Here is a 16,457-nt window from a genome sequence, read left to right on the forward strand (position 1 = left end):
GACCTACCATCCAATTGAGCCGCAGAGTCGGAAGGAGAGGGCGCGGCGGGTCTCGCCACCTCCCGATCGTCTGACCTCACGTGCTTCGCCGGCCTGAACCGTTGACAAATGCGAAAGTAGCGTGGTGCCCGGCGTTCGTGAGTTAGAGGAGAGGTTACCTGAAAGCCCACACGATGCAAGCTTGCAAGGTCTAAAGATGGGCCTGCCTGCCGTGTGGTCGGGGGTCGGTCGGTTTTGCGGACGTTGCGAAAGCTACAGCTCTGCTTCACTGGCCAATTTCACCCACGTGTAACTTGCACGTTTCTCGAACGCGCCCGTATTGGTGCGAACTCGTTGCGATCACGCCGTCGGCGAGACACTTGGCATTGAGAAATATGGCTGCAACGAGCGCCCAGGCGGCGCTCGCAGTTGGAGGCAGCCATGTCGGTGAAGACGACCCGCATTGCTCATTTGTCGGATTTGCACTTGCTCGAACCGCACCCGGATGGAAGCCGGAGCTACGGATTCGACGTGCGCTTTGTCAGCCTTGGTCGAAAATTGGATGCACGGGAGCGCATGCGCAAAGTGACGCGTGCGCTCCAGGCGGCGCGGCGCGCAGGCGTCGATCACGTCGTCGTCTCGGGCGATTTGACCGAGACGGGGACGGCTCGGCAGTTCGAAGCGGTGGCCGAAGTCTTTCACGGTTCGGGGATCGCGCCCTCCGACGTGACGATGGTGCCGGGCAACCACGACGCGTACACCTCGCCCGATGCCTGGCAAAAGGCGCTCGAAGGTCCGCTTCGCGAGTATGCGCCCACGTCGGCGCATGGCCCGGGGGCGGTGGTGGAGCGGCCGAACTTCTGCATCATGCCGCTCGACGTGGCCTGTCATCAGCCGGTCACGCGCTCGTCGGGAGAGCTCTCGGACGACAACGCCGAGGCGCTCGAGCGGCGGCTGCGGGATCCGGCCTTTTCGCGCAAGGCCATCGTGGTGGTGCAGCACCACCCGCCGCATCCGCACAAGGTGCCGGCGTGGCAATGGATCGACGGCTTGCGCGGCTGGGCGCGGATGATGAAGCTCCTCGAGGAGCACGGCGACGTGCAGCTCTTGCACGGGCACTTGCACTACACGGTAAATCGGGTCGTCGTCGGCGGACGAGACCGCATTTTCGGGGCACCGGCCGTCGTCTCGGAAAAAGAGGACACCATCCGCGTGCGGCTCTACGAAGTGCGCGACGGATTGCTCGAAAGCGCAGGGCTCATCGCGGCCTGAAGCGCCATTTACGGGATACTCGTGGCCAGGTCCGAAAATGGCCAGATTTGTTCCCCCGGCGGCGCTACGTAAGGGGGCGTGGATGCCGAAGGCTATTACCGTGCGCTGAGCGCGCGCGATGCGCGATTCGATGGGGCGTTTTTCGTCGGGGTCACGACGACCGGCATTTACTGCCGCCCGATTTGCCCGGTGCGCACGCCGGGGCGTGATCGATGCGTCTTCTTCCGGCGGGCGACCGAGGCCGAGCGCGACGGGTTTCGTGCCTGTTTTCGCTGCCGGCCGGAGCTGGCGCCGGGCGGGGCGAACGTGGATGCACTTCCCGCTCTGGTGCAGGCGGCGCTCGCCCGCATCGATCGCGGCTACTTGAACGAGCACTCCGTGGACGAATTGGCGGCCGAGCTGGGCGTCACGCCGCGGCATCTCCGTCGTGCGACGGAGGCGGAGCTCGGGGTCTCGCCCGTGGAGCTCGCGCAGTCTCGGCGGCTGGCGCTGGCGAAACAGCTTTTGCAAGATACGGATCTTTCGCTGACCGATATTGCGTTCGCGAGCGGCTTCTCCAGCGTGCGCCGCTACAATGCGCTGTTTTCGGCGCGGTTTGGAAAGCCGCCTTCGGCGGTGCGCCGCGGTCACGGCGGGCGCCGTGCGGCCACCGCGGATGCCCTCGAGGAGCCGATTGCGCTGCGCCTCGATTACCGGCCGCCGTTCGAATGGGAAACGCTGCTTCGATTCATTGGCGACCGCGCGATTCCCGGCGTCGAATCGGTAAAGGACGGCGTATACCGACGCACGGTGCGCATCGATGGAAAATGTGGCGCGGTCTCCGTGCACCACGATCCGGCGAAGCCTGTCCTCTGGGCGCGCGTGTCACTTTCCCTGGCGAGCGTGCTCATGCCTCTTCGCGCGAGGTTGCGCGCGCTGTTCGATCTGGATGCGCACCCCCTGATCATCGCCGAGCACTTGGGCAAAGATCCGGTGTTGGGGCCCTTCGTCATGGCGCGTCCGGGCCTGCGGGTGCCGGGCGCGTTCGACCGATTCGAAACCGCCGTCCGCGCCATTGCGGGGCAACTGGTCTCCGTGCGCGCGGCGACGACCTTGAGCGGCCGCATTGCGCGCGCCTTCGGTGAGACATTGGAAAACGGCGATTGCCTCTTTCCCTCGGCCGAGGTGCTTGCGCGCGCATCGGTCGATCAAGTGGCTTCGCAGGGGTTTCCCAGGGCGCGTGCGTCCGCGATCATCGGGCTGGCGCGCGTGGTGGCCGATGGGACCCTGGTGCTCGAGGACGATGGGGTGGCGCCCGAGGCGAAGATCCAAGCCTTCGAGGCGCTGCCGGGATTCGGCGATTGGACCGCGCAATACATGGCCATGCGTGTTCTGGGGTGGCCCGACGCGTTCCCGGCTTCGGATTTGGGCGTGCGCAAAGCGCTGGGCATGGCGCCGCCGAAGGCCGTGCGCGACATGGCCGAGCCTTGGCGCCCGTGGCGGGCCTATGCGGTCATGCATCTATGGACGTCGCTCGCCTCGGGTGGCGGATGAACAAGGAGACGAACATGACGACGCGCTACCACCGAGACATGATGGCGCCCTTCGGGCCTCTTCGCATCGTCGCGGCGCACGAAGCGATTACGGCGATCTATTTCGAGCACGATCGCGATACGAGCGATTCCGAGCCGGCCAAGCGCCACGAGCTGCTCGACGCGGCCGAGGAGCAGTTGAACGAATACCTGGAGGGCAAACGCCAAGTCTTCGACATGCCATTGCGCCCCAGCGGAACCGAGTTCCAGCGCGCCGTATACCGCGAATTGCTCACCATCGCCTTTGGCGAGACACGTTCCTATTCCGATATCGCCCGTGCCGTCGGACGCCCCGACGCCGTCCGCGCCGTAGGCGCCGCCAACGGCCGCAACCCCATTGCCATCGTGATTCCCTGCCACCGCGTCATCGGCAAAAACGGCAGCCTCACCGGCTACGGCGGCGGCATCGAAACGAAGCGCTGGCTCCTCGATTTGGAAAAGCCCTTACTCTTTCGCAGCTAAGCGAGAGAGAGTTCACATGAAGGCGGGAAGGCGGGAAGGTTTTTGATTGAAAAATCCTCTTAAACCTTCCCGCCTTCCCGCCTTCATGTGAATTTCTCCTCTAGCGAAGCTCGCGCAACAGTTCGTCGCGGAAGTAGCCTGGCGGAATCGTGCCTTGGCGCATGTATGCCAAATGGAAGCGTTGCAGCTTCGCGTGATCGCCGCCAACCTCCTGGCGCATGGCCTCGATGGCCTCTTTGCCGAGGCGGTACGTGATGGCTTGCGTCGGGGAGCGCGCGTAGCGGGCAGCCCCTTGCTCGCCACGCTCGCAGGCGGAACGCTGCTCCGGGCTGGCCTTGCGATCGCGGCAGGAGCCGGTCAAGAAGGTGGGGCCATTGGCGAGAAGCTCGACGACGTCGTCGTAGGATAGACGACCAATGTGCATGCCCGTGTCGACGCGCACCCGCAAATCGCGGAAGTGAATACCGCGCAGCACGTAAAGGTGCTCCTCGGGGGTGAGCAGCCCGTGCGGTGAATCACCGAGCGGCTCGGCCATGAGCCCCTCCGCGTAGACGCCCCAACCTTCCACGGCCATCGAGTCGGCCCACATCGAGGACGAGTCTTCCACTCCCCCGGGCGTGAGCCAGCGCAGCGGGCTGATATCGTCCTTGAAGCGCGTCATCGTCTTGTAGTGCCAGTCGTGGCCGGGAAAGGCTTCGTGTGCACACAGATCGGCCATCTCGTGAAAATTGGCCTTTTGATGCTTTTGGTCCGTCGGCGTCATGTAGAAATGGCCCACCCCGCTCGCCTTGAAGGGCGGTGCGGGATAGTACGCGGCCATGATGCTCACCCGGAGCGGCTCCGGAGTCTCCATGATGTCGAGCCGGTAATCGGTGGGTATGTCGAAGAGTCCCGCACGGCGTGCACCGTCGATGAGGCGGAAGCACGTGGTGCGGTAGGCCTTGAACATCTCGTCGTTCGTCGTGGGGGCGTCGCGCCCGAGCGCGGCGAACACCGCCCGAACGGCGGCATCGTCGTCGGCCGGCAGGGCGAGCTTGCGCCGCGTGCCGATTTCGCGTGCGAGCTTGACCATCTTCGCGCGCGTGGCCTGCACGATGGGCCACGACTCGTCGAACAGGCGCGCCGCCGTCGTGTTCAATCGCAGATTGTGCGTAATGGCCCAATCGTATTCGGCCTCGCCCATCGCATAGCGATCGCCGGCGAAGGCTTTCTTGATGCCTTTTTCGCCTTTCGCCGGATCGTCGAAAAAGGTCGTCGCCACGTAACGATGAAAATCGCGGTAGCCGGCGGCGGCCATGCGGGACGCCTCGCGCACTTCGGCGAGGAGCGGCTCGTCGGAAATGTTCACCGCCGCAATGCCGGGAAACTTCGTTTCGAAATACGGAACACCTGCCTCCGTCGCGGTGAGTCCATTTCGGACCAGCATGCGCACGTCGGGCGTGCGACCCGACGCAATGCCCATGGCGAGGTTTTCCTGCGCCGTTTTGAAGTATGGCCCCACACTGCGAAGCCGCGCGGCGAGCCTTCGCCACTCCTCGGGCGTTCCGATGCGCGTGCCCGACACCGTCATGCCTTGCAGCGTGAAGTCCACCGCGCGCGATGGCTCGTCGACATAGGTGTCGAGCGCCCGCTCTTGGTAATGCCGCACTTGGTGCTGATGCAAAAGGAAGCGAATCTGGGCGAGGGCCACCTCACGGTCGATGCGCAGGGCGGGGGTCTTCAGGTCACCCGCCGCCTGGAATTCCTTTTCCATCGTGGCGAGCCATCGATCCTCGGCCTCCAGCGCGGCCTTCGAATGATCGCGCAGACGTCCATCGGCCTCGGCGAGCGAAGGATCCAAGCCGATGCCGCCGAGGTAGGTATTGGCCGTGGGATTTCGCCTGAGAAACTCCAGCACGTAGCGCCGTTCGAGCGCTCGGAATCCTTCGTCCGCCGTCGTTGCGGTGGCTGTGGCGGCCGGTGCAGGGGTCGGCGCGCCGAGCACTTGCGGACTTTCGCTATGGGTAGATGCGGATCCTCCGCAGGCTGACACGATTGTAAGAGCACAGAATGCAAGGGCGCGGTTCACTCACGTTCGATAGGGGCGCAAGTCATCCGCTTCAATGGCACATGTTTGTCCGGCGAAATAACGCTGAGTTCGTTCCAATCCGACGAAGGGGGTTCCCATGCGGACCGGCCGTGGGACGTGAAGGTCGGCCATGAGTACGATTAACAGCATGTCCGCGACCAAGAGCGATCTGGCCATCGCCACCAAATCGGTCCGTGCCCCCCGCGCCTCGCGGGAGAGCGCGGTGCCGGTGGCGTCTGCGCCCGACGAGCCGATGGCCCGGTTCACGCCGCTGCGGCGAAGGCTCTTTGGCGCCGCCGTGGTGACCGGCGCGGTCCTGCTCCAAGCGGGGACGCAATTTTACGTCATCCCGGACAAATTCCGCGCGGCCGTCCACTCCGTGTACCTCGCCATCGAGGTGCCCATCCTCATGGTGGCCCTGTCGGCGACGCATGCATGGGCGCTCCGACGCAACATGTCGTCGGCCCGTGCCATCGTGGCCGGCTCCCTCGTGGCCGGCACCATCGGCTTCGTCGGTGGGGCGCTCCTCTGGTTCGTCCAGCAGCGCTTCGGCGTGCGCAATGTTCCGCTGGAGAAGGCGACGCTGTTCGGTCTTTCGTTCGGCCAACTCTATTTCGGTATCTGGGCGCTTGCCTTCGTGTACCCCTTCGCGCAGGAAGACGCGCGGGTGCGGGCGCTGGAGGCCGACAAGCTTCGCAGCATGGCCGAGCTCTCGCGGCTGCGCGCGCACCTCGAACCGCATTTTCTGCTGAATACGTTGAACGCCATCGCCGGCCTGGTCACCGAGGATCCGCGCGAGGCGCGCCGGCTCATCGCATGCCTCGGCGATCTATTGCGCGACGCGCTGCGCGACGAACACGAGTTCCAGTCGCTGAAAGAAGAGGTGGCCTGGCTCAAACGCTATGCGGCCATCCTGGAGGCTCGCCACCGTGGCGAGTTGATCTTCCAGTGGCACATCGCCAAAGAGCTGTCCGACGTGCAGCTTCCGCGGCTGCTTCTGCAGCCGCTGGTCGAAAACGCGGTCAAACATGGTGCGCTGCGACGCAAAGGCGGCGGCGGTGAGGTGACGGTTCGGGCCTTCGTCGAGGGCGAGCAGGCCATGTTCGTGGTCGAGGACAACGGGCCCGGCGTCCCCGAAAAGACGCGGAATGGCACCTTCGGGCTGACATCGGTGCGGCAGCGCCTTTCGCTGCGTTACCCCGGGTCGGAGCTTCGATTGGCATCTTCGGCGACAGGCACCGTGTCCACCGTGGCGATTCCGCGGGCAGCACTGGTCAAATCGGGGGCATCATGAAATTGGAAGACGGGGGAAGGCTTCGCGCACTGGTGGTCGAGGACGAGTGGCCGGCGCGAAACTACCTGGTCGAGCTTCTGCACGGCACCGGGCTCGCCGAGGTGATCGGCGCCGTTGGCGACATCGAATCGGCACGCGAGGCCATGCGCATCGAATCGCCCGGTTTCGGGCTCGATGTGGTCTTCGTCGACGTGCAATTTGCGGGAGACGGCGACGAGGCAGGGCTCGATCTGGTGCGCTCGATGACCCCCGGGCCGCGCTCGCCCGCGGTGGTGCTGGCCACGGCCTTCGAGCGGCACGCGCTGGAGGCCTTCGATCTGGGCGTCATCGATTACCTTCTCAAGCCTTTCACCGAGGAGCGTGTCCTGCAGTGCCTTCTGCGGGTGCGCGAGCGGCGTGCGTCGCTGTTTCCGCCGGGCAGCTCGCCCCCGCCCTCGGGTCCTTCGCGCATCGTCGCCCGACGTAAAAATAGGCTCGTTTTTCTCGACGCCCCGGAGATATGGGCCTTCGAAGCGGCCGACCGTCTGACCTTCGTCCATACCGTCCACGGGACGTTCGACATCGATTTGTCGCTTTCGGCCATCGAAGCCTCGTTCGGTCACGCCTTCGCGCGCGTTCATCGCAATTGGCTGGTGAACGCCGCCGCCGTCAAAGAACTCGAGCGGGACGGCAACGAGACCCATTTGTTCGTCGGGTTGGGCCTGCGCGACGAGGGGAATGGAGTGCGGGTGCCCGTTGCTAGGGATAGGGCCCAGGCGATTCGCGAAATGCTACTAGCGAATACCGCAGGCCTGCGACGTATGTGACTTTACTGCTGGAGGTTACGTTTCGAGTCGAGATTTTCGTGTAAGCGGAACTGCGGCAGCGGGACAACCCGGCGAGCCCGGCGCCCTTGCCCGCTGCACCATGCGATGGTCGCCAAATCAGTATGGCGACTCTCGTCCGCCGAAACGGGCATGACGGCAGCCCCGCCGCGATTGTCACGCTGCCGCGGTTCGAGATTCGGCGAGAGTTTTGATTCGAAACGCAACGTCCTGCATAAACGTAAATGTGTGTAAAGTTCGATGAAAAAGATTCGAAAAGTCGTCACCATCGTGATTGCCATCGCGTTGTTGAGCGGTCTTGCCTTTGGATCGTGGCGTTACCACGAGGCGCACAAAGAGCCTCCCGTGGTGTACAAAACGGCAAAGGCAGAAAAGCGCAACATCGTGGGTCGGGTCACCGCGAGCGGCACCTTGGCCGCCACGGTGACGGTGCAAGTCGGTACTCAGGTATCGGGGCGCATCAAAGAGCTTTACGCGGATTTCAATTCACCGGTAAAAAAGGGGCAGCTCGTCGCCAAGATCGACCCGCTTTTGTTCGAGGCGGCGGTGGAGCAGGCCAATGCCAATTATCTTTCAGCCCAGGCCGATCTGAACAGGGCCAAGGCCACCGCCATGGACGCGGATCGGCAATATGTGCGCGCAAAGGCGTTGCACGAATCCGAGCTTGCCTCGCAGAAAGATTTGGAGACCGCGGAGACGACCGCGCAAGTGGCCCGGGCCGCCGTCGGCGTGTCGGAGGCGGGCCTTGCGCAAGCGCGCGCGCAGCTCAATCAAGCCAAGGTGAATCTGTCGTATACGAGCATCATTTCGCCCATCGACGGTACGGTCATTTCGCGAAGCGTGGACGTGGGGCAGACGGTGGCCGCCTCCTTGCAGGCCCCTGTCATTTTCACGATTGCCGAAGACTTGCGCAAAATGAAGGTCGATACCAACGTGGCGGAGAGCGACGTGGGCGGCCTCGAGCCGAACATGGATGTGTTCTTCACCGTGGATGCGTATCCGGGCCAGCGCTTCAAAGGCAAAATCGGACAGATTCGCAATGCCGCCCAGACCGTGCAAAACGTGGTGACCTACGACGCAGTCATCGAGGTCGACAACACCGATTTGAAGCTCCGTCCGGGCATGACCGCCAATACGACCATCGTGTATGCGCAACGAAATGACGCGCTGGCCGTGCCCAATGCGGCACTCCGCTTTCGGCCGCCGAGCGTCGACGGCGACGGCGCGGCCGACGCAGGCTCGGCGAGTGCAGATGCGCCGGTGTCGGCGGCGGCGGCGAATCCCAACGGACCGCCCGTACCGCGGCGCACCAGGCAGGCGCGCGGCACGAAGCAGGAGGGGGCGCACGGCGAGCGAAAGACGCTTTGGGTCTTGCGCAATGGCAATGCGGTGCCCGTGCGCGTCCAAATCGGCTTGAGCGATGGCACGTACACGGAGATCGTCGGCGGCGAATTGCAGGAGGGCGATCAGCCCATCATCGACGCGACGCTGACCGGCAAAAATGCCATGCCGAGCACGCCCTCGACGTCGTCGCTTCCCCGCGGTGGAGGGCGGTTGTTCTAGCCCATGTTGATCGAACTCGACAATGTCACCAAGGTGTACCAAACCGGCGGCGACGTGGAAGTGCGCGCGCTGGACGGCGTTTCACTCGACATCGAGGCAGGCGAGTTCGTGGCCGTCATGGGCTCGTCGGGCTCGGGAAAGTCCACCTTGATGAACATCTTGGGCTGCCTGGACCGCCCAACGTCGGGCGGGTACAAGCTCGCCTCGCGCGAGGTCTCGCGCATGACCAAGGTGGAATTGGCCGAGGTGCGCAGTCAGGTGCTGGGCTTCGTATTCCAGAATTTCAATTTGCTCTCGCGCACGAGCGCGCTCGAAAATGTGGAATTGCCGCTTCTCTATCAAAAGATTCGCTCGGCGGATCGGCATCGCCGTGCCAAGCACGCACTGGAGCGCGTGGGCTTGGGGTCGCGGCTGGACCATCACCCGAACCAGCTTTCGGGAGGGCAGCAGCAGCGCGTGGCGATTGCCCGCGCCTTGGTGGGCGAGCCCAAAGTCATTTTGGCCGACGAGCCGACGGGCAACCTCGATTCGAAGACCAGCGTGGAGGTGATGGCGCTCTTTCAGGAGCTGGGGCGTTCGGGCATCACGATCGCGCTGGTCACCCACGAGCCGGACATTGCGGAATACGCCTCGCGCGTGGTGGTGGTGCGCGATGGGCATCTCCTGTCGGACACGAGGCAGACCCCCAAGGAGGCGCGCTCGTGACGTGGTTTCAAACGCTGCGCGCGGCGTTGCGGGCGATTTGGCGCAATCGCATGCGGAGCTTTCTCACGACGTTGGGCATCATCATCGGCGTGGGCGCGGTCATTGCCATGATGGCCATCGGTGCGGGCGCCAAGTCGCAAATCGAGCAGGCGTTCGCGGCGATGGGGACGAATCTGCTCATCGTCATGCCGGGATCGACGGTGACAGGCGGCTCGCGCGGCGGATTTGGATCCATGCCGACGTTGACCTGGGACGATCTGGAGGCGATTCGCAGCGAAGTTCCCAGCGTGAAGCGCGCGGCGGCGGCGCTCCGTTCGACGCAATCGCTGGTCAGCGAAGAGCAGAATTGGACCACGAGCGTGACGGGAACGAGCCCCGAGTATTTCGATATCCGCAATTGGCCGGTATCGAGCGGTGTGAACATCACCAGCACCGACGTGGAGGGCGGCACGAAGGTCATCGTGCTCGGACAAACCGTGGCAGAGAAGCTGTACGGCGCGAATGCCGATCCGGTGGGCCAGACGGTGCGCGTAGGCACCACGCCGTTCACCATCGTGGGGGTCGCTGCCCGAAAAGGGCAATCCGCGAGCGGGCAGGATTATGACGATGCGGCGTTCATTCCGTATACGACGTTTGCGCGCAAAATTCAGGGAGGCTTGGGCAAGTACCTCCAAGGCACGATTTTCGTGGAGGCCATTTCGGGCGAGGCCACGTCGCGTGCCCAAACCGAAGTGACCGCGCTTTTGCGCGATCGGCATCATCTCGGCGACGGGGCGGACGATGATTTTTCGATTCGGAACCTGGCCGAGATTGCAGGCGCGCAGCAGCAAGGGACCGACACGATGACGACGCTCCTGGCCAGCGTGGCGGCCGTTTCGCTGTTGGTCGGCGGAATTGGAATCATGAACATCATGCTGGTCAGCGTGACGGAGCGCACGCGCGAAATCGGTGTGCGCATGGCGTTGGGGGCCAAGCCCGCGGACATCTTGCTGCAGTTCCTGGTGGAGGCGCTGTCCTTGGCGATGGCGGGCGGGATCTTGGGCGTCGGGTTCGGCGTCGGCGTTGCACGATGGCTCGCGGGGCGATTTGGGTGGCCCATGCTGGTGCAGCCGCAGGTGATCTTCCTTTCGGCGGCCTTCAGCGGTGCCGTGGGGATCATTTTCGGGCTTTACCCGGCGCGCCGAGCGTCGCAGCTCGATCCCATCGATGCGTTGCGGTACGAGTGACGACTACCGTCGCCAAACCGGCGGAGGGCGCATGCCGAGTGGCGCGCCGGCGGCGGCCGTGTCGGGATTGACCACGCCAAGATCGTAGAGCGCGCGGATGTAGACGTACCCGCGGCGTGCGTCTTTCATGGTGCCGAGCGCCAGCGCGGCGGCGATGCGAGCGGGCAGGGGTGCCAGCTCGGGCGGCGGGTCGACGGCGGCGGTTTTGCCTCGTGCATCGTTCATCTTGTCGGCCGAGGCGGCCGCATACGCATTGAGCCACGTGGCCAGAGGCCCCAGGGTTTGGCCTTGCTTGGCGAGGAGCGGGGCGACTTCGGCGGCCTTGCCGCGTGCGACCAGAACGAGAACGCGCTCCATCAGCGCGCGTGGTGTCGCGCCGTTCGCCAGTGCGGCGCGGCTCGATTCGTCGGCGTCGTCGAGGCGACCATCGTAGCGCGCGAGGCGCGAGAGCCGAATGGCGCGCGCGAGCGAGGAAGCCGCATCGGCTTGCCATGCTGCGGCGATCTTTTTCGCGGCCTCGAGGTCGCCGCGATCGAGCGCGGTATCCATGGTCACGATGTCGTTCCAGGGCTCGCCGTCGGCATTGGGGACGGGCGTCTTTTTCGGTGTAGGAGGGGGTTGTTTGCCCACGATGGCGAGGCGCGCCTTCATCATCGGCGACCGCGCGGCGGTGAGCTTGTTGGGCTCCGGAAGCGCCAACAGAGCGCGTTCGAGCCCATCGACGTCGAGCCGCTCGTAGGCCACCGTGGCGCGCACGATGGCGACGTCTTCCGAGGTCGGCTCCAAGCCTTCCGTCGCCTTCAGCGCTTCATCGAAGCGTCCGCCCAGAAGCGCAACGCGCGCGGCGAGCACGCGCGCCGGCGGATAGACCGCGGAGAACGACACCGCCACCAGCGCGGCCTTGCGCGCGAGCTGCTCGTCACCGAGCGAGATGCCCAGCTCCCCGAGCCACACGGCATTGCCCGGTGCATCGACGACGGCGAGGCCCTTTTCGATTTCCGCCTTGGCATCTGCGGGCGCGTGCTTGTCGAGTGCGATGAGCGCTTTGACGGCATGCGGTACGACCCGAAGCGGCAACGGGAGCTCCAGGGCGCGTTCGATGACCTCGTTCACCTCCGGCGGCGGCTTGTCTTTGCGCGCCGGATCGTGCGCCCAGGTCAGCGCGACGAGGGCCGCACCCTCCGCGCGGTCCGGGTACTTCGCACGGAAGCTCTTGGCCTGCTCCGAGGCCTTCGCGGATTCACCGGAAAGGGCGAGCAGGCGCACGTGCAGGACCTTGGCGAGAAGCCATTCCGGATCGAGGTGGGTCGCGGCAACGTAGCGGTCGACGGCGCGCGCATCGCCCGCGCGCTCGAGGGTCGCCCCGGCGAAAAGCTGGTAATGTGCATCTTTTTCTGCCGGGCCATCGAAGCGAGGCAGGAGGTTGGCGGCGCCGCTGGTGTCGCCTTGGAAGAGGAACGAGGCGACTTGTGCGAAAGCGTAGTCGCGTTCGGGTATTTGCAACTCACGTGCACGTGCAATCGCATCTTCGAAGGCGATCTCGCGTCCGCCGTTGAGCATGCCCACGAGAGCGCGTTCGCGCAGCCAATCGATGGCGGCACGCGGCGAGCGTGACTCCAAGTCGAACACCTGCCCGAATGCTTTTTCCGTATCGGGCATGACGGAGGCCTTGCTGGTGCGAAGATCGTCTTCGATCTTCGTCAGCATGCGCTCGGCAGTCTGATGCGCGGCCGCACGCTTTTCGTTCACGTGGCGGAAGGTTCCGTAGACGCCGCCGCCGAAGGCCAGCATCATCGTCACGAGAAAGAGCGCGCTCTTCCAACGCCAACGACGCGCGGGCTTGTCCCACTTCGGGCGGCCGGTCGCTGCACCCGGTTCGTAGACGCCCACCAATTCGAGCGCGTTGAGCAGCTCCTTCGGCGTCGGGACGCGTGCGACGGCTTGCTCGGCCGGCGCTCCGTTGATGGGGGGCTCGACATGGACGGGGATATCGATGGGGCGCGTCGGTGGTGAGAACACGGGCAGGTGCGAGCTGCTGTCGGGCTCGAGGAGGCCAATGTTGGGGATGGCGTCGATGTTCGGGATGTCGGCGATGCGCGGGATGCCGATGTTCGGGAGGTTCGTAAGGTTCACGCTGCCGATGGCGCGTGGCGGTGCGAGGGGCGGCTGCGCGGGCGCGTGCGCCGGTGCCGGGGTCGGTGCGGGACCGAGGCCGATGGGCGTGTGGCGATCGCGTGTGCCGGGGGCGGGTCGCGGCTCGAAGCCGTGCGACGGTGGTGCGACGGCGGTCGCATCCATGCCATCGTTGAAGCCGGAGATCAGCGGCAGCTCGGGCGGGCGCGTGGGCGCGGCGGGCGACATCTGTGAGGGGATCGGCGAGGCCGGCGAGGGAGGAGCTATGCCGCGCACGGTCGAGGGGCCGCTGTTGGCGATGATTTGCGCGACGTCGCCGCGCGGCTGCGTCGGTGCATCGCGGACGGCGGCGTCCAACTCGCCGAGGGCTTCGAAGGGATGCGCACCCTCGCGTGCGGCGGGCGCTGTGCGTTCGACTTCCGCGGCGACGGCGCGTGTGCCGGCGGCGGTGTGCATCGGCTTGAAGACGCGCGAGCGCTCGAGCCAGAGGCGCGTTTCGGAGTCGGAGACACCGAAGGCGACCGCGCGCTCGAAGACTTTTTCCGCGCGCTCGGCATCGCCGCGGCGGAGAAGGACCTCACCTAAAACGCGGTAAATGCGCCCTTCGCGCGGCGCTTGGCGGCCTGCGCGCACGAGCAGGCTTTGCGCTTCCGCGAGCCGCAGGCCTCGCATGTACATGCGCGCGGCAGCCACCAGGCAGGGCACGCTCGTCGCGTGTTTGTCACGCGTGAAGGCGCCCACCTCCATCATGAGCTCCGTGTGCTCGCCCGCGCGCAAGGCGTCGCACAGCGCGATCGTCGCTTGCTCATCCGGGTTGCGCCTCCATAGAAGCGCGAGCTGCTCCACACGGCTCGGCATAACTCCGGAAAAGTATCACAAAAGGGAGCCATTCCGGCGCCACTGGAATGCAGTATGTGCTTTCCGTCGGGTCGCGGGGGGGTGACGCCCTCGATTTTGGCGCAGGGCGGCACTGGCGGGGGGCGCCTTCGTGAGCCGCGCCTGCGGAGAGGGGCGCGCGGCTCCCGCTTTTAGGCGAGTCTCGGTTTGCGGATCGGCAGACCGAGTCCCCAGGATAGGAACCGAGCGCGCTCGACGGAGCGTGAGAGCTGCTTCTGAACCTCCGTCGGGAGCTTCTTCTTGCCTGTAGGGATCAAGGCTTCACGTAGGGCTTCGAGTGTCCGTAGACTCTGCAGGGCCACGCCTTCGTCTACTCGAACGTGCGCTTCTCGAACGAAGGCTTGGGCGGCCGTGGGGCCGCACTCCCGAAACGGCAATGGCACCACCTGCAGGTCTTCGACGATGTTGACCGATTGCTCGACGGGAGGAAGCTCGGGCAGCACGCCGAGGAGCCATGCCAATGGCACCGCGCCTTCACCGAACCAATAGTACCTTAGGCTACCGATCTTTCCCGCGCCGGCCTCCGGGGCCAGAATCCAAGCAGCTGCTGGCATTTGCCGAAACGTTTCCGTGTACTCGGACGCTTTCATCGTATCGGCGATTCGCGCGAACAACTCACGTTGCGCCGTATACGCTTCGGGAGTTCTTGCAAAATTGAAGACCCACTCCTCCGCCTTCACGCGTAATGAAATGAGTACCTGGAGCATGCGCGCAATCTCGGTGGCGGTGCGCATCGTGGGTCGTTGCTCTTCGTTATTCATGTTTCCTTTGGAATGGTAAATAACGGCCTCGTCGCGCCGAGGATGTCGCGCGAAATGCTGTGTTGAAGCGATGTGTATCGAATGTTCTCAGTGAAGCCGAAGATCACGCTCGTCGAAGCCGGATGCGCGAAGTGTCCGAACTCGAGGCGATGCCTATCCTACGCGGCGCTTTGTGGCGATTCCCCTCGGCATCCGTCATTTGCTCGAATCGGTAGTTCGAATTGGGGCGGAAGCTGTCCTGATGGGCGGTTATTCGCCGGACCATGATTCCCAGCCACGAGACATTCGAAGGTACATGGCCTTATTCTCCCCACTACACGGAGGTTGCCGGCTTCAGGCAGCACTACGTCGACGAGGGGCCGCGCGACGCGGAGCACACCTTGGTCCTGCTGCATGGCGAGCCCACGTGGGGCTATCTGTGGAGGCACCTGATCGGCCCCTTGGCCCGGAGCCATCGGGTCGTCGTGCCGGATCACATGGGGTTCGGCAAGAGCGCGACGCCGTCCGGGCGGATGTACCTTGCCGGTGAGCACATCGACAATTTGGAGAAGCTGCTCGTCGAAGTGCTGGACGCGCGGCGGATCACGTTGGTGTTGCACGATTGGGGCGGGCCTATCGGAACGGGGTTTGCGCTTCGTCATCCGGATCGTGTGGCCGGCATCTTCGCGACGAACACGGTGCTGCCGCTGGGGATGCCCGGCTATGACGATTTGATTCGGGCCAATTTCGTGGAGAGCGCGTGGTTTCGATGGGCGGCGGCGGCGCAGGCGAACGGCACCTTGGAGCAGGTGCTGGGGAATGCAGGGAGCACGGTGGCGCATCTGATGTTGGCGCTGCAAACGATCCGGCGGCCCGAGATCATGACGCCCACGTGGGTGCGGGCTTATGCGAGTCACTTCGTCGGGCGCGCCGATTGCGAGGGGGTGATCCGATTTCCGCAGCAGCTCGTGACGCCATCATCGGCGGTGCCGCCGCCTTTGGATCCCGAGGCGGTGGCTGCCGTGCGACGAAAGCCGGCCATGCTTGCCGAGGGTATGGGCGATACCGCGCTGCTCCCGCAATACGTCATACCGGCGTTTCGTGCCGCCTACCCCGACGCGCCGGTGGTCGAGCTTCCCGACGCGGGGCATTTCCCGCAAGAGGACGCGCCCGGGGCGCTGCTCGCGTTGCTTCAGCTTTTTCTCGCGAGGGCACGTACCGTTTCGTGTTCGTGTTCGACAACGATGCCTCGAAGCCATGGCGTTCTTCGGTAGGTACCTCGAAGTGACGCCTTACTCGCGCCTCGTCTGGACGAAGGAGGAAGGGGAGGGCGGTGGGCACGTCACCATGGTCACCTTCGAGGAAAAGACGGCAAGACGCTGCTGGTCATGCGCGATCTCTATCCCTCGAAGGAAGCTCTCGACGGTGCCATCGCTCCCGGGAGCACGGCGGGCGGGGTGGACGAGCTTCCGCGAATGACTACGATATCTATCACCGTGCCGCTCGCATCGTGTTAGCTTCGGCGCCTGTCGCGGTCGCTATTCCCCTTCCCGGGGGTCCTATCCATGGACGCCTCGAGTCATCGCACCATGATGGCTGGCAGCCGTATCCCCGGGTGGCGTGCCTTAACGGACGGTGAGGTTCCAGTAAAACCCGCGATGCGCGGGCATGGCGTCATTTTGCCGTGTATGCAAGTTCTTGCAACTTGATCTCGATATGAACT

12 protein-coding genes are annotated in these 16,457 nt (G+C 64.8%); 9 read left to right on the forward strand and 3 right to left on the reverse strand.

Features of this window, described 5'->3' with window-relative positions; all coding sequences use genetic code 11:
- Positions 1-420: 420 nt before the first annotated feature.
- The 3 genes from LZC95_11700 (at position 421) to LZC95_11710 (ending at position 3,284) form a co-directional block, all read left to right on the forward strand.
- Complete coding sequence (locus LZC95_11700; GenBank protein WXA97496.1) at positions 421-1,251, forward strand: metallophosphoesterase; 831 nt, start codon at positions 421-423, stop codon at positions 1,249-1,251.
- Between the two features lie 78 nt (positions 1,252-1,329).
- Positions 1,330-2,784: a helix-turn-helix domain-containing protein gene (locus LZC95_11705; protein ID WXA97497.1), complete on the forward strand. Its 1,455-nt coding sequence runs from the start codon at positions 1,330-1,332 to the stop codon at positions 2,782-2,784.
- A 38-nt stretch (positions 2,785-2,822) separates the two neighbouring features.
- The gene (locus LZC95_11710; protein ID WXB00325.1) at positions 2,823-3,284 is read left to right on the forward strand and encodes a methylated-DNA--[protein]-cysteine S-methyltransferase; all 462 of its coding nucleotides are present in this window, start codon (positions 2,823-2,825) and stop codon (positions 3,282-3,284) included.
- Between the two features lie 100 nt (positions 3,285-3,384).
- Here LZC95_11710 and LZC95_11715 read toward each other — a convergent pair whose 3' ends face one another.
- Entirely contained in the window at positions 3,385-5,268 is a 1,884-nt protein-coding gene (locus LZC95_11715) for a DUF885 domain-containing protein (protein WXA97498.1), read from the reverse strand.
- A 214-nt stretch (positions 5,269-5,482) separates the two neighbouring features.
- On the opposite strand from LZC95_11715, the gene LZC95_11720 reads away from it, so the two are divergent.
- The 5 genes from LZC95_11720 to LZC95_11740 all read left to right on the forward strand — a co-directional run bounded on the left by LZC95_11720 (position 5,483) and on the right by LZC95_11740 (position 10,964).
- Complete coding sequence (locus LZC95_11720; GenBank protein ID WXA97499.1) at positions 5,483-6,646, forward strand: histidine kinase; 1,164 nt, start codon at positions 5,483-5,485, stop codon at positions 6,644-6,646.
- Entirely contained in the window at positions 6,643-7,452 is an 810-nt protein-coding gene (locus LZC95_11725; GenBank protein ID WXA97500.1) for a LytTR family DNA-binding domain-containing protein, read from the forward strand. Before LZC95_11720 ends, LZC95_11725 begins: the two co-directional genes overlap by 4 nt.
- A gap of 258 nt (positions 7,453-7,710) precedes the next feature.
- The gene (locus LZC95_11730) at positions 7,711-9,033 is read left to right on the forward strand and encodes an efflux RND transporter periplasmic adaptor subunit (protein WXA97501.1); all 1,323 of its coding nucleotides are present in this window, start codon (positions 7,711-7,713) and stop codon (positions 9,031-9,033) included.
- Between the two features lie 6 nt (positions 9,034-9,039).
- Positions 9,040-9,738, forward strand: coding sequence for an ABC transporter ATP-binding protein (locus tag LZC95_11735; protein WXB00326.1), 699 nt, complete (start codon positions 9,040-9,042; stop codon positions 9,736-9,738).
- Entirely contained in the window at positions 9,735-10,964 is a 1,230-nt protein-coding gene (locus tag LZC95_11740) for an ABC transporter permease (GenBank protein ID WXA97502.1), read from the forward strand. The genes LZC95_11735 and LZC95_11740 overlap by 4 nt, the downstream gene beginning before the upstream one ends.
- Positions 10,965-10,967: 3 nt before the next feature.
- Here the strand turns inward: LZC95_11740 and LZC95_11745 are convergent, their stop codons facing one another.
- Entirely contained in the window at positions 10,968-13,955 is a 2,988-nt protein-coding gene (locus LZC95_11745) for a hypothetical protein (protein WXA97503.1), read from the reverse strand.
- 170 nt (positions 13,956-14,125) lie between these two features.
- Positions 14,126-14,755 (reverse strand): hypothetical protein, encoded by a 630-nt coding sequence (locus tag LZC95_11750; protein WXA97504.1) that lies wholly within the window; start codon positions 14,753-14,755, stop codon positions 14,126-14,128.
- 263 nt (positions 14,756-15,018) lie between these two features.
- Here LZC95_11750 and LZC95_11755 point away from each other — a divergent pair, with 263 nt between their 5' ends.
- Positions 15,019-16,008 (forward strand): alpha/beta fold hydrolase, encoded by a 990-nt coding sequence (locus LZC95_11755; protein ID WXA97505.1) that lies wholly within the window; start codon positions 15,019-15,021, stop codon positions 16,006-16,008.
- The last annotated feature ends 449 nt before the right edge of the window (positions 16,009-16,457 follow it).

Source organism: Sorangiineae bacterium MSr12523, assembly GCA_037157775.1.
Lineage (GTDB): Bacteria > Myxococcota_A > Polyangia > Polyangiales > Polyangiaceae > Pendulispora > Pendulispora brunnea.